We start from the raw sequence: 14703 nt of genomic DNA, 5'->3' as shown, positions 1-14703 counted from the left end.
GTCTTATCCCCCGCTCGGATCTGTCATTAAACCGACGGTTTCGATACCTGCGTTTTCCAAATCGGCCATCAGTGACACGACATAGCCGTACGGTACTTTCGCGTCGCCTTTCACAACCACATGGGTAGCTGGTGCAAGTTCAACGATAGCGGCGATCCGAGCCACCAAATCATCTTTCGGTAACTCTTCTGAAGAGCCTTTATCATCAGTAAACCAATAGGTGCCATCCGACTCAATAGTGGCAATGATTGGCGGTTTAGCATCTTCAAGTAGCGGATTAGCATCCTGCTTAGGCAAGTTTACCTTCACCCCTTGCGTAATTAACGGTGCAGTTACCATAAAGATGACCAGCAATACCAACATGACATCGATATATGGCACTACGTTAATCTCAGCCTTGGGCTTCCGCCGTTTACGCTGATAACTCATGTCCAGTTACTCCTGCTCGCGGGCAACGGATTGCCGATGCAGGATACTTGAAAACTCTTCCATAAAGTTGCCATAGCTATTTTCTAAGCGTTCAACTTGGTGACTGAACTTGTTGTAGGCGATGACCGCAGGGATCGCAGCAAATAGTCCCATCGCTGTCGCAATCAAGGCTTCAGCAATCGCAGGAGCGACCAGTGACAAGGTCAACTGCGCTTGATTCATGCTACCTAAGGCAACAAAAGCATTCATAATTCCCCACACCGTACCGAAAAGACCGATATAAGGACTAATTGAGCCAACCGTAGCCATAAAAGGCAGGTGTTGCTCAAGTTCATCAACCTCTCTGGAGAGTGCCACACGCATCGCCCTATCCGTACCTTCTACCGCACTGACACCGGTATACGAGCCTCCTTGGTGATAGCGCGCAAACTCCTTAAAACCAGATTTAAAGATCTGCTCCATGCCCTTCGCCTCAGCACTTCTCGCACTCACTTCCTGATAGAGCTTATTTAAGTCGACACCTGACCAAAAACGATCTTCAAAACGGTCGGCATTATCCTGAGCTTCTTTCAAAGCTTTAGCGCGTTGGAAAATCATCCCCCAGGAGAGCACGGACATCGCTAAAAGGATTAGCATGACCAATTGCACCAGTAAGCTGGCATCAAAGATCAGTTCAAGAAACGATATTTCAGTGGACACGGGGCAAAACTCCTGCGACTTGTTTTGGAATAGCGATTGGTTTGGCGCGGTTCAGGTCCACGCAAGCAACTTTAATCTCTGCCGTAGCAATTAGCCGATTGCTCTGATCAACGATGGCTTGCTTAAAAATCAAGCTCGCTCTCTTTTGTTCAGATATCTCGGCAGAAACGCTAAGCTGATCATTGAATTTGGCTGAAGACAAATTTTCCATCTGTACCGAACGAACAACAAAAGCTACACCCTCGGCCAACAGACCATCCTGTTCAATGCCGAGGGAGCGTAACCACTCAGTACGAGCTCGCTCAAAGAACTTAAGATAATTGGCGTAGAAAACCACGCCACCAGCATCAGTGTCTTCATAATAAACACGTACCGGCCAATTGAAGATCGTATCGCTCAAGGCAGCCCTGCCAAAGTCCAATCAGACAAAATAATTTTTATTTGTAATGATGGCAGCTAACTATACAGAAAGTTCCCCACGGATGATAAGCCCAAAACGTTCTGAGGAGATAATGTGATCGGACTCGACTAAAAAACAACCAAAGCAAGCAAAAAACCATCACTTTAATAAAAACAAAAGCTTACCCACAACATCATCTAAAACAGTTAAATAGAGTGTAGTAAATTGATCTCAATCAATTTACCAAACTACGCTGGCACGATGCAGCGTCATGACCAACCATCCATCTTTTAACGCAAATATAAGTAACTGCATAAATATGCCTTACACCTGAATACATAACACACAGATAAAAACAAAAGACCGTAAAAACAACACTATAAAGATAAAAAAGAGAGTGCGCCGCCGCCTAAAAAACAACTTTGACATTAGTTTTTTTCATGACTAAAGCTAAAATAACTCGTTTGTTTAGCTGCGCGCTCGCACCTAAAATGGTCGGCAGTTGAAGGCAACTACTTGTAGTTTTTTGATCATCATATTCTGATGATTGCGGTGAGTGTCTTCTCTCCCTGGAATCGAGGCTTTGCCTCTTTTGTATCAGTTCTGGATTTTGCCATTTTGGCGCTTCCCCGTGAATGATATAGTTCATTTAACCCGCGAGTTTCGCGGGTTTTTTTTGTCTGGATTTTATAGCCATATTCGATAGTAGTAGGCGTACTTAGCTAGCTGGACGATCCAAGCCAAAATGCAAATATGCTCTCTGGGTAGCTAACCGCCCACGCGGGGTTCGTTGCAAAAAACCTTGCTGTATCAGGTAGGGCTCCAACACATCTTCAATGGTTTCTTTTACTTCTCCGATAGCGGCGGCCAAGTTGTCCAGTCCGACGGGGCCGCCATCAAATTTGTCGATCAGTGCTAGAAGTAGTTTTCGATCCATAAAATCAAAACCGGCATCATCGACATCCAACATATCCAAAGCTTTGGCGGCAACGGCATCATCTATATTCCCCGCAGCTTTCACCTCTGCATAATCCCTTACCCGACGCAGCAAGCGATTAGATATCCTAGGTGTACCGCGGCTCCGACGTGCTATCTCCTTTGCGCCAGTCGGCACCAATTCCATTCCTAAATGAGCCGCAGAGCGCTGCACAATTTTAGTTAATTCATCCACGGTGTAGAATTCTAGACGTTGGACGATACCAAAACGATCACGCAGTGGAGAGGTCAATGAACCAGCTCGGGTTGTTGCGCCGATCAGTGTAAACGGCGGCAAATCAAGTTTAATTGAGCGTGCGGCAGGGCCTTCACCAATCATGATATCCAGTTGATAATCTTCCATTGCTGGATACAAGACCTCTTCAACGACAGGGCTTAAACGATGTATCTCATCAATAAACAACACATCATTGGGCTCTAAGTTGGTCAACAGTGCCGCGAGGTCCCCTGCTTTTTCCAACACAGGCCCAGAAGTGGTCTTTATGCTCACATTCATCTCATTGGCAACAATGTTAGCCAGTGTCGTTTTACCTAAACCGGGCGGGCCGAAAATAAGCAGGTGATCTAGGGCTTCGCCGCGTCTTCGAGCAGCCTCAAGGAAAATGTTCATTTGCCCCACAACATGGGGCTGCCCTGTATAGTCGGACAAAAGCTTAGGGCGGATCGCGCGATCTACAGCTTCTTCTTCGTGAAGCGTTGTACCTTGTATCAGTCGATCAGCTTCTATCATTATTTACCCTTACAGCATGTTTCGTAATGCATCGCGGATCAGCGCTTCGCTACTCATCCCTTCAACCGCCACCTTGCCAACGGCACGGCTGGCTTGCGCCGGTTTATAGCCCAGTGCGATAAGCGCGGCAACGGCATCTTCCGTCGCGTCCACAGGACGCACGAAAGTATCTTCAACTTGTCCACTCAATGCGAATCCGTCTGCGGCAGAATCAACAGGCTGTGTATTCCAATCCTTAAGCCTGTCTTTCATTTCCACTAACAAGCGTTCTGCGGTCTTCTTGCCAACACCAGGTAACTTCATCAATGATGTGATATCGCCGTGGTGTACAACTTGGGCAAACTGTTCTGCGGACATTCCAGATAGAATGGCGAGGGCGAGTTTCGGCCCAACACCATTCGTTTTTATCAGCTCACGAAACATCGCTCTTTCATGCAAAGCACAAAAGCCAAATAGCAGCTGAGCATCTTCTCTAACCACAAAATGGGTCACCACTGTAGCTTCGGCTCCCACCTCCGGCAATTGGTAAAAGCTGGTCATAGGTAACTGGACCTCATACCCTACCCCACCAACATCTAACAGAAGATCTGGGGGTTGCTTAGAGATAATGGTTCCGCGAAGCTGTCCTATCAAAGTGATTCCTTAATTCTATAGCGAGAAGAGCAAGACAATCAGTTAACGTGAAATGAACTGAAGATACAGGCTAACTGAGCGTTAGCGATACAACAAGTCTAACGCCAACGCCCTCGTGCCTGCCCCGACACCTTGCCCGACATGGCGATTAAACTTTGTCGCGTATGGCTATGGCAAAGGGCGATAGCTAAAGCATCAGCCGCATCCGCTTGTGGGGTCGCTGGTAATGACAAAATTTGCTTCACCATGTGCTGGACTTGAGTTTTATCCGCCCCACCAGTACCAACCACAGCCTGTTTAACCTCTCTGGCAGAGTACTCGTATACAGGAATATCACGACAAGCGGCCGCCACAATGGCCGCGCCACGTGCTTGACCAAGCTTTAATGCGGAGTCAGCATTGCGAGCCATAAACACTCTCTCGATGGCAAACTCGTCAGGTTGGAACTGTTGAATCAACTCACTGACACCATCATGGATAATACGTAATCGTTCAGGCAACTCTGGCGCAGTGATGCGGATACAGCCACTCCCCAAATAACTAAACTTGGCACCCAACTGCTTAATCACACCATAACCGGTGATCCGCGAGCCGGGATCGATACCAAGAATAATACTCAAAAGGGTTAACCTAGCTGTTCCATAACATCGTCGGTAATATCAGCATTGTGATATACCTCCTGCACATCATCATCATCTTCAAGTCCATCGACCAGACGGAAAAATTTCTCAGCAGTGGCTAAATCTAGCTCAGCTTTGGTCGACGGAATCATAGTGACCTCCGCGTTAACCGCTGCTAAACCTGACGCATCCAGTGCATCTTTCACGCCACCAAAATCTTCCGGCAAAGTGTAGACATCTATCGAACCATCATCATTGGTTTCGACATCTTCTGCACCGGCATCAAGAGCTGCTTCCATCACCACATCTTCGTCGAGACCTTCAGAATAAGAGATAACCCCTTTCTTACTGAATAGATAGGCGACGGAGCCATCGGTGCCTAAATTACCGCCGGCTTTGGTAAACAGGTGGCGGATATTTGAAACCGTACGATTACGATTATCCGTCATCGTTTCCACCATCACTGCTGTGCCACCGGGGCCATACCCTTCGTAGATGATAGTTTCCAACTCTTGGCCATCGAGCTCGCCGGCACCGCGTTTAACCGCTCTCTCAACCGTATCACGGGTCATATTATTGGACAGTGCTTTGTCGATAGCGGCACGCAAACGAGGATTGCTGTCGGCGTCAGAACCACCTTCCCGCGAAGCAACGGTGATCTCACGGATCAGCTTGGTAAAAATCTTTCCCCGCTTGGCATCCTGAGCTGCCTTACGGTGTTTGATGTTCGCCCATTTACTATGACCAGCCATATCTATTCTCCACGCTTACTGCACCGTCTTGTGGCGATGCTTTTCTATACCTAACTAAGAAGCTCTGCAGACATTACTTAGTGAGCCGTTTTTGCAAAGTGATCAAGGCATCGCGGTTACTCGAAGAGCTAACTTTGCGTATCGCATGCTCGAAGTCCAGCCATACATACTCAAGATGTTCTGTCGCCGACAGCTGGATCTCAGTGGTGACCGGTACTCGAAGATAAAACCAATGCTCAAGATTGTGGGTGGTGCCCGGCGCATATCGATGACGCCATTCAGGGTACAAAAGATAGCGAACCTGAACGTCCGCATCCTCTAACACTGAAGGCAACATCGCCACATCAATACCGGTTTCCTCTTTTAACTCTCTCGCCGCCGCACGAATCGGTAGCTCGCCCACTTCCAATGAGCCGGTAACAGATTGCCAGAAGGTTGGCAGGTCCAACCTTCGCATAAGCAGCACTCTGAAATCCTCACGGTAGATCACTACCAGGACAGATTCAGGGCGCTTGTAACTCACTATTTAGCATCTTCCTTCGCTACCAACGCAATACCCAGCTCAACCAACTGCTCCGGATTTGCTTTTCCAGGTGCATCGGTCAATGGACATGCTGCGGTAGTAGTTTTTGGAAATGCCATCACGTCTCGGATAGTGTCGGCACCACACATCAACATGACCAAACGATCTAAACCAAATGCTAAACCCGCATGTGGTGGAGCACCATACTGCAGCGCATCCAACAAGAAACCAAACTTCTCACGGGCTTCTTCATCACTGATCCCAAGAATACGGAAAACAGTGGCCTGCATAGTTTGGTCGTGAATACGTACCGAGCCACCGCCAACTTCACAGCCATTTAATACCATGTCATATGCATCGGATAACGCACCGTAAGGGTTAGCTTCCAGTTCCGCTGCGGTAGCATTTGATGGTGCGGTGAACGGATGATGCAGCGCATGAGCACGGCCATCAGCTTCCTCGAACATTGGGAAATCAACAACCCACAACGGACGCCATTCATCGGCAACCAACCCAAGGTCTTCACCTAGTTTGATTCGCAACGCGCCCATTGCTTCGGTAACGACCACTTTATTATCTGCACCAAAGAACAGAATATCGCCACTTTCAGCGTTAGTTTGAGCAAGCAATGCTTCCATCTGTTCAGCAGAGAAGAACTTAGCAACAGGAGATTGCACCCCTTCCAGCCCTGCGGCACGATCATTAATTTTCATCCATGCCAGACCTTTGGCACCGTATATACCAACAAACTTACCCAGCTCGTCAATCTGTTTCCGGCTGAATTTATCGGCACCTGCAGGAACACGAATTGCTGCAACGCGGCCATTGTCATCATTCGCCGGGCCAGCGAACACCTTGAAATCGACCGTTTTAACCTGTTCAGCGACATCGACCAACTCTAACGGAATACGCAGATCGGGTTTATCACTACCGAAACGGCGCATCGCCTCTTCGTAAGTCATCCGCGGGAAATCACCTAAATCAATATTCATCAATTTCGTGAACAACTGACGGATCATCTGCTCCGTTACCGCCATCACTTGATCCGCAGACATAAATGAGGTTTCGATATCAATCTGAGTAAACTCAGGCTGACGATCAGCACGAAGATCTTCATCACGGAAACATTTAACGATCTGATAGTAACGGTCAACGCCAGACATCATCAGCAGCTGCTTAAACAACTGTGGTGACTGTGGTAAAGCGAAGAATTTGCCTTTGTGAGTGCGACTAGGCACTAAGTAATCTCGTGCGCCTTCAGGCGTTGCCGCCGTTAAGATGGGAGTTTCTACATCCATAAAGCCCGCCTCTTCCATAAAGCGGCGAACTTCATTAGTCACTTTGGCACGGAACTTAAGCTTTTCGCTCATTTCTGGCCGACGTAGATCCAAATAGCGGAAGCGTAAGCGCTGTTCTTCACTATTCTGTTGGTTAAAGTCCAACGGCAGCGGTGCAGCGGCGTTAAGGATCTCAAGTTGCAAACCCAGTAATTCAATGCCACCACTGGCCATCTCTTTATTGATCTGCCCTTCAGGGCGCGGACGGACTTTGCCCGTCACTTTGACACAAAATTCGTTACGCAGGGTATTTGCTAGAGCGAATACATCTTCGATATCCGGATCGTAAACAACTTGAACGATACCTTCTCGATCACGCAGATCCAGAAAGATCACTCCCCCCAAATCACGACGACGATTAACCCAGCCACACAAGGTGACCTCTTGGCCAATCAGTGATTCGTTAACCTCTCCACAATAATGGCTGCGCATGTGTACTTTCCTGTTGTTCAGAATAAAGATGCGCCGCCTTGGAGGCAGCGCATAAATTGATTAAATATCATTCAAACTAAAACGTTGGCTCAAATCAGTTCGATTTCGAATGACTGTCCGAAGCCACGTTTTTCTTACTGCCACTCTTAAAGTCAGTCTCATACCAGCCACTACCTTTAAGCCGGAAACCAGCTGCAGAAATCAACTTCTTCAGCGCAGGGGCCGCACAATCGGGACAATCCACCAAAGGCGCATCACTGATACGTTGGAGTTTCTCTAACTGATGGCCGCACGACCCACATTGGTACTCATAAATAGGCATTGCCGTTGTTCCCCCGCTTCGCCAGATAAAGATTGACGGACAGTGAGGCATTATATGCAAACGGCATCAGTTGTCACGCGACCGGCTGCTACATAACAGATAATTTAACTCAATAGGTAACCGTTCTTGTCTTGCTGCTTAATCTTATACATCAAGCTATCCGCCACCCGTAACAAGACATCAGGCGTTTCACCATCCTCCGGATAGACTGCCACACCAATACTGGCACTTAATGAACACTTGGCATCTCCTACCTTGAATGGCTTTTCAAGGGCAAAAATGAGCTTCTTCGCCAATTCAGCCGCGTGCAGACGGTGATGCAAGTTAGTTGCTAAAACAACAAACTCATCGCCACCAAAACGCGCTAACGTATCAGAGCGCCTTACTACTCCCTGAAAACGCTTTGCTACCTCTTTGAGTACCTGATCGCCAGCACCATGACCATGTTGGTCATTAATCTCTTTAAACCCATCCAGATCAATAAACATCAAAGCCATAAGATTCTTAGTTCGCGCATGGTTCTCTAGCGCCCCTAGAATCTGTTCCTCAAACTGCCGCCGATTAGCTAAGCCAGTTAGTTCATCATGGCGAGCCAAATGGCGGATCGTTTCTTCTGCGGCTCGACGACGTTCAATCTCTTTATTTAAGCGACGGTTCCACAAGACCATCAATGTCATCACCACGATAACCAAGGCACCAATCTGGACACTGATGCGCCAGACTTTCTCACTAGAAACCCCTTGTTCAATGGTCAAATCTAACCATTTAGATAGAATTTTGCGGCGCTCGTCTTCCGTCAACATCAGTAATGCTTTATTCAATATACTATTGAGCTCAGGCCAATCTTTTCTAATACCGAATTGAGAAGACTCTTGCTTTATATCGTGCAAAGTAGACAGTTTCAGATTACTCAGGCTCAATTCCCTCACCATGGAAACGGCAACAGTAAGGTTATCTAACGCTCCGAACACTTCACCGGAAGATACTGCCTGCAGCGCTTCAGCCCCCGATTCATATACTTTCAATTCGATTTCTGGGTGATTTCGCCTGATCCAGGGGATCACTTGATAGCCAGCGATGACCGCCAGCGTGCGACCTCGCAACTGGCTGAGTTGAGAAACTAAAAGCTCCTCTTCACGTATCGCTATCGCCCATGGGGTTGGCCAATACCCATCTGAAAAAATCAGTGATTGTCGACGCTCCGGTGTATCGCTGATAGCGGCGACAAAGTCGACTTTATGCCGCATAGCAGCCTCAAGCACTTGCTGCCAATGCTCGAAAAGCACCACCTCAATTCGTAATCCTGTGCGGCTTTCCAACCACTCAACCAGATCGGCATTAACCCCAGCGAACTCGCCAACTTCATTAACGAACTCAAATGGCGAGTAGTCCTTAACGGCCCCCATACGGATCACAGGGTGACTAGATAACCAGCGGTTCTCCTCGTCACTGAGTTCGACCGACAGTGGCAGATTCTCAAAATAGCGGTCCTGAGGCGCAAGTATCCAACGTTGCTCAATCTCTGCTAAATCTGAGAGTTCAACAGCTTCAAAACCTAGCTGCACTCTTTGTTTAAGATTCTCATTGCCCTTGCCGACCAAGGCGAGCACTTCGGCGGCAAAGGTGGGGTTGTCCAAACGCCGAAATTGATTAAGTTGATTGCGTTGAATAAGGACATATTCCGTCAAGTTAGATAAGCCGAAAAAGCCAGCGATCTCACCACTAATTGCCGCTTGTATTAACTCGAAATGGTCTGAAAAATAACTAAAGCTTAACTTGGGATATTGGCTGGTAAGCTGCGGTAAATAGCTCGCTTGCTCTAAAACTCCAATGGGTAATTCGCTGACCTGGCTTAATGCATTAACACCTGAATTTTCAGGTGTATAGAACTGCACTTTGAGCGTCATTAATTGATTTGCTGGCTCTAAAGCCTGGCTATCATTCTCGGCGCTGGGTAATGCAGAAACAATATCCACCAGCTGCATGTCCATCTGGCTATCCAGCGTGTGTTTTTCCTGCACCATAAAGTTAACTTCATAACCATTACGCTCACCCCAAAGCTTCCATATATCGACCAACATGCCACTGGGCACACCGTCCTCATCCAGCATCATGTATGGTGGTGCGTCCGGTAAAATGGCGATCATGATGCCAGCTTGCTCACCGGATGTTCCGAACCAACGGCGATTGATTGCTGCTCTCTCCTCGTCGGAGATCAGCTTAAAGCCATCATTGATTTTAGCCAGTAAAGCATCATTGCCTGACTGAACAGAGGGGTGAAGAGACGTGGTGTGATAAGTCAGTTTACGGTGGTTGGGAAATCGCTGCTCTAACTCTAATACCGGTTCATATTGCGATGAAACCCGATCCAAGCCCGTAAAAGCCAGTACTTCCCCACGCATCGCAGCATCATAAACACTGAACTGGCGGTCATACTCTGCGATAGCGAGGTGTGGGTAAAGACGATTCAACATCGTCACATGGTTGGCTTCTTTTACCGCACCGACTAAGTAGGGACGCAGTTGTTCCGGCTGCTTAATATCTGGCAGCGAACGGTGAACAAAAATATTGGAGTGTACGGTCGCCAGAGAATCTGCAAAGGCCAAGTAGGTCGCGCGCTGTTCATTAACAGCCATACCTGCATGGATATCTGCCGTTCCGCTACGGATCATCTCGAGGCTATCAACCCAGGACGCAGAAACGAGCACAATCTTAGTATGGGTCTTCTCGGACCATAGCCGCCAAAGATCAACCAACATCCCCCGTGGCTGACCATCTATAGCAAAGTGATAAGGATAGGTCTCTGCACTGGTCACAATAACCAGCGGCTTATCCTGTGCGGCCACAAAGGGCTGGGCCATAAAACAGAATAAGTAGATTAAAACAGCTAATAGAGTTCGCGCAAACATCGCATTCCTTTGACTTCTCAGTACGACTACCTAATGCACCGACCAACGCGTTGAATTATAAACCTTTGAATTTCTTAAGTGCCGACCACAAACATGCAGCAATAAATACGGCTATTTGCTCCCTACAAGCAGAAAATACAAAGCAACAACAAAAAGGCTATTGGCTCAGTATAACTGGAAGCGGATAATATATCTAAATAGTAAAAAGGTTAGTGCAACCAGAAGGCTGAGACACACGGGTTAGTGATAAGTGGCTCGCCGCGAAGTCGAAGAATGAGTTACAATAGCTGCTCCATACTGCTAACTCGATCGCTTTGTAATCCATGGAAAATAAAGACACTATTTTTTCTCATCCCTTAAGTAACATTGGTGACTTTCGTTTCGATGAAGGGGTTGCAGATGTCTTTTCTGACATGATCCAGCGCTCAGTGCCTGGTTATACCAACATCATCTCCACAATCGGCGAACTGGCCAAGCACTACATTCAGGAACAATCACAGGTTTACGATCTAGGCTGCTCTTTAGGGGCTGCCACCTTGGCAATGCGGCGCAATATCAGCCAGCAAGGAGTCAACATGATCGCTGTTGATAACTCGCAAGCGATGATTGAGCGCTGTCAGCGTAACCTCGGCGCCTATCGTTCAGACGTGCCGGTAACCGTGGTGCTTGACGATATCAGAGAGGTCGCGATCGAGAATGCTTCGATGGTGGTGATAAACTTCACTCTACAATTTTTGCCACCAGATGAAAGAGAGGCTCTGTTAACCAAGGTCTACCAAGGGCTAAAGCCCGGAGGGCTGTTGGTGCTATCAGAAAAAATACGTTTTGATGACCAATCGGTCGACGACCTGCTGACCGAACTACACCACAATTTCAAACGTGCCCATGGTTACAGCGAATTGGAAATCAGCCAAAAGCGCACAGCCTTAGAAAACGTGATGCGAACCGACACCGCTCAGTTACATACGGAACGCTTAAATGAAATCGGCTTCAAACATGTAGCCACGTGGTTTCAATGCTTTAATTTCACCTCATTACTGGCGATCAAATAGCAATGCATGCTTCTCAAGATCAACAACTGTTTGAAGATTTCTACGCTGACATTATCGGCTCACCGCTTAGCCATTGGTTACAAACCGCGCCGGCACAATTAGCCCGTTGGCAAAAAGAACAACGTCACGGCGAATTAGACAGTTGGTTACGGGTGGTCAGCAAACTGCCTGAATTAAGTAGTACTTCCAACGACCTCAAACACAGTGTCACCTTTGGTAGTGAAGCCGAGGCTAGCAACTCAGATAGAGCCCGTATGACCGGCTTGCTAAAGCAACTGATGCCCTGGCGCAAGGGGCCTTTCCAACTATATGGTATGGATATCGATACGGAATGGCGCTCAGATTGGAAGTGGGAGCGGCTACTTCCGCATATCAGCTCACTGACAGATCGCAACGTGTTAGATGTCGGTTGTGGCAGTGGTTATCACATGTGGCGTATGTTGGGCGAAGGTGCAGCACGGGTTATCGGCGTCGATCCCACGCAGCTATTTTTAGTACAATTTTTGGCAATTAAACACTTTGCGCCAAAAACTAACCCGATCCACCTGCTGCCATTAGGGATCCAAGAGCTGCCAGAGCTGAAAGCATTTGATACGGTGTTTAGCATGGGCGTGCTCTATCATCGCCGCTCGCCAATTGACCATCTGTTTCAACTGAAATCACAACTCCGTCCGGGCGGTGAATTGGTGCTGGAAACATTAGTCATCGATGGCGATAAAGATCAGGTGCTGGTGCCGGGTGAGCGCTACGCACAAATGCCCAATGTCTGGTTTGTACCCAGCAGTGAGGCCTTAGAGCACTGGCTGGAGCGCTGCGGCATGGTAAATATTCGCACCGTTGATATAAATGTCACCACCGTTGACGAGCAACGCAGTACAGATTGGATGGACCGGTTGTCGCTAAACAACTATTTAGACCGGAATGACCAAAGCAAAACAGTAGAAGGTCATCCTGCGCCAAAAAGATCAATCATCATCGCTAATCGACCGGAATGAGCTTAAGGCGCCTCTTCCCACTGAGCTGTCCTGCCCCCTCCCTATGGGCATTACTACTGTGTTTCGTTTGGAGCTGTTTATCCACATCAGCTTCAAGCGCGCAGCGTCCAGCTCTGGCAGCGGAGTGGCAAAGTGCAGATCTATTGCGCCAGCGTTGCAGCCAAGCAGTCGACCTAATGATGAATGGGCCAAGGTTTACAGCCGATCACGGCGCAGATGCAGGGCGCAAGTTAGGGATCTGGATGGCGCCTTTTTTCGATCTATTGGCTCAAGTCGAGCAATTGCAGCGCACACACCCCGATCCTCATTGGCGAGAAACCGCTGGTTATTGCCGCCTATCTATCAACCTAGCCATAACAGAATGGCACAATGGCAACAGTGATCATTGGTTTGCTCCATTCCTCCAGTCGAAACAAGAAAGCCCGGCTGCATCATGGCAACAACATCAATGGCGAAAGGAGTACCCTGGGCTGTGGCAGAAAAATTACCCCGCAGCAACCAAAGAGGAGATAAACGCGGCGCGACTAAGCTTTAAAAGCGCGCTCCAACAAGACTTGCCAATTACACTGCCTAAAAAATGTCTTGAAAAAACGCCCTTACGAGCACAGCAGTTAAGTGAACAGCTCGCAATAACGGTCGATTTTTCCGACCCCAGTCGTTATCTCAGCTTTATGCGCTCAGCCTATCGTAGCGAATGCCGAGCCTTCGTTTATCGAGCCTATCAACAACGTGGCGGCAAAGCCGCGAGAAAACAGCTTAACCGTTTGTTGGCTGCTCGACTCTCATTGGCGACGCAAATGGGCTACGCCAGCTGGTCACACTATAGGCAACGGGATGCGCTCCTCGAACGTAAACAGGTCAGGGATTTTCTCACCACCCTAGAACGAGCCCTCACTGTCGAAGTATCCACGAAAACTAAGCAACAGTTTAAACCATGGGATCACTGGCGGCATCAAGCAATAGCAGCCAAAGAATCACCGACAAAAGAGATAACCCCAAGCGGAACTATATTTAATAAACGGCTTCTGTACTGGTCCGAAGCGCTAGGGATCAGAGGCAAAAAAGTAAATCTGCCGATCTGGCAAAGTCATATGGCGGTGTGGCAACTCACCGATGAAGAGGGGCTGATCTTTGGCGAAATTTACCTTGATCTATCGAGCCCTGATCCGGGCTTAGCGACTAGTCGTTTACGTTACCCTGTAGCCGGATTTCAGTCAGGTGCCATGCTCATCAGTACCAATAGATCCCAGCCAGTTACTACGTCAAAAGTAGATAGCAGCATATTAAAAGCGATCTACGGCATACTGTTTCACCCGACACACCCTGACTTCTCTTCATCTCCCTACCCGGACCTGGAAGGGTTTGAAGAGCGATTACTTAACCAGATAACCAAGCCAAACAGTTTTACCGCCCCCCCTCCGGTGAAACTACTCAAACGTGTGCTAATCGCCAAATTGGCTTATGTATACCATCAGCATAATCTGAGCATGACCGACCTAACGTCCTTAAACATGCGCCTGCTGGGAGATAACCGCCATCTTGTTGATGCGCCGTTAGCATCCTTGCCATACGCTATGTTGACGCTTGCTACAGCAGATAGCTTGAGCTATCGCGCGCTGTGGCAATATGCGTTAGCTAAACGCATCGCAAACCGCTACCAGCGAGGTGAAATCACCATTAGCGATATTATGCTGGCGTTGCATCAACTCAGAGGGGCTACGGCACAACAATCCCTAATTGATTTAGCAGCGCTCGACCAGATCGATGATCCACTCGCAAGTGGCCTCGCCAAATCCTTATTGCGCCACTGACACGGTTGCCCTTGTGCAACAAAATTGAATAGTTACAATATGATCAGCTCACATGGATGTAGG

At 48.1% G+C, this 14703-nt stretch carries 14 protein-coding genes; 3 read left to right on the top strand and 11 right to left on the bottom strand.

Annotation, left to right across the window (positions count from 1 at the left end; genetic code table 11):
- Window positions 1-3 precede the first annotated feature (3 nt).
- The 11 genes from tolR to DU002_RS10950 all read right to left on the bottom strand — a co-directional run bounded on the left by tolR (window position 4) and on the right by DU002_RS10950 (window position 10782).
- A complete protein-coding gene (tolR, locus tag DU002_RS11000) occupies window positions 4-429 on the bottom strand; it encodes a protein TolR (protein WP_114338445.1) in 426 nt (141 codons plus the stop codon).
- A gap of 6 nt (window positions 430-435) precedes the next feature.
- Complete coding sequence (gene tolQ / locus DU002_RS10995) at window positions 436-1128, bottom strand: protein TolQ (RefSeq protein WP_114338444.1); 693 nt, start codon at window positions 1126-1128, stop codon at window positions 436-438.
- The gene (ybgC, locus tag DU002_RS10990; RefSeq protein ID WP_114338443.1) at window positions 1118-1528 is read right to left on the bottom strand and encodes a tol-pal system-associated acyl-CoA thioesterase; all 411 of its coding nucleotides are present in this window, start codon (window positions 1526-1528) and stop codon (window positions 1118-1120) included. The genes tolQ and ybgC overlap by 11 nt, the downstream gene beginning before the upstream one ends.
- A 718-nt stretch (window positions 1529-2246) precedes the next feature.
- Window positions 2247-3254, bottom strand: a complete 1008-nt coding sequence (gene ruvB, locus DU002_RS10985) for a Holliday junction branch migration DNA helicase RuvB (RefSeq protein WP_114338442.1) — start codon at window positions 3252-3254, stop codon at window positions 2247-2249.
- 9 nt (window positions 3255-3263) lie between these two features.
- A complete protein-coding gene (gene ruvA, locus DU002_RS10980; RefSeq protein WP_114338441.1) occupies window positions 3264-3887 on the bottom strand; it encodes a Holliday junction branch migration protein RuvA in 624 nt (207 codons plus the stop codon).
- A gap of 98 nt (window positions 3888-3985) precedes the next feature.
- Window positions 3986-4507, bottom strand: coding sequence for a crossover junction endodeoxyribonuclease RuvC (ruvC, locus tag DU002_RS10975; RefSeq protein ID WP_114338440.1), 522 nt, complete (start codon window positions 4505-4507; stop codon window positions 3986-3988).
- A 5-nt stretch (window positions 4508-4512) separates the two neighbouring features.
- Window positions 4513-5259: a YebC/PmpR family DNA-binding transcriptional regulator gene (locus DU002_RS10970; protein ID WP_114338439.1), complete on the bottom strand. Its 747-nt coding sequence runs from the start codon at window positions 5257-5259 to the stop codon at window positions 4513-4515.
- A 73-nt stretch (window positions 5260-5332) separates the two neighbouring features.
- On the bottom strand, window positions 5333-5782 hold the full coding sequence (gene nudB / locus DU002_RS10965) for a dihydroneopterin triphosphate diphosphatase (protein ID WP_114338438.1): 450 nt from the start codon (window positions 5780-5782) through the stop codon (window positions 5333-5335).
- The gene (gene aspS / locus DU002_RS10960; RefSeq protein WP_114338437.1) at window positions 5782-7551 is read right to left on the bottom strand and encodes an aspartate--tRNA ligase; all 1770 of its coding nucleotides are present in this window, start codon (window positions 7549-7551) and stop codon (window positions 5782-5784) included. Before aspS ends, nudB begins: the two co-directional genes overlap by 1 nt.
- Window positions 7552-7645: 94 nt before the next feature.
- Complete coding sequence (locus DU002_RS10955) at window positions 7646-7873, bottom strand: FmdB family zinc ribbon protein (protein WP_114338436.1); 228 nt, start codon at window positions 7871-7873, stop codon at window positions 7646-7648.
- A gap of 104 nt (window positions 7874-7977) precedes the next feature.
- Window positions 7978-10782 (bottom strand): transporter substrate-binding domain-containing protein, encoded by a 2805-nt coding sequence (locus tag DU002_RS10950; protein ID WP_114338435.1) that lies wholly within the window; start codon window positions 10780-10782, stop codon window positions 7978-7980.
- A 323-nt stretch (window positions 10783-11105) separates the two neighbouring features.
- Between DU002_RS10950 and cmoA the strand changes: the two genes are divergently transcribed.
- The 3 genes from cmoA (at window position 11106) to DU002_RS10935 (ending at window position 14640) form a co-directional block, all read left to right on the top strand.
- Window positions 11106-11834: a carboxy-S-adenosyl-L-methionine synthase CmoA gene (gene cmoA / locus DU002_RS10945; RefSeq protein ID WP_114338434.1), complete on the top strand. Its 729-nt coding sequence runs from the start codon at window positions 11106-11108 to the stop codon at window positions 11832-11834.
- A 2-nt stretch (window positions 11835-11836) separates the two neighbouring features.
- Window positions 11837-12829 (top strand): tRNA 5-methoxyuridine(34)/uridine 5-oxyacetic acid(34) synthase CmoB, encoded by a 993-nt coding sequence (cmoB, locus tag DU002_RS10940; protein ID WP_114338433.1) that lies wholly within the window; start codon window positions 11837-11839, stop codon window positions 12827-12829.
- A 176-nt stretch (window positions 12830-13005) separates the two neighbouring features.
- Window positions 13006-14640 carry a gluzincin family metallopeptidase gene (locus tag DU002_RS10935; RefSeq protein ID WP_158538032.1) on the top strand — a complete coding sequence of 545 codons (1635 nt, stop codon included), beginning with the start codon at window positions 13006-13008 and terminating at the stop codon, window positions 14638-14640.
- Window positions 14641-14703 lie beyond the last annotated feature (63 nt).

This window comes from Corallincola holothuriorum, assembly GCF_003336225.1.
In the GTDB taxonomy this organism is placed as follows: Bacteria; Pseudomonadota; Gammaproteobacteria; order Enterobacterales; family Neiellaceae; genus Corallincola; species Corallincola holothuriorum.
The sequence above is the reverse complement of the archived record's forward strand: the minus strand, read 5'-3'. Positions and strand labels throughout refer to the sequence as shown.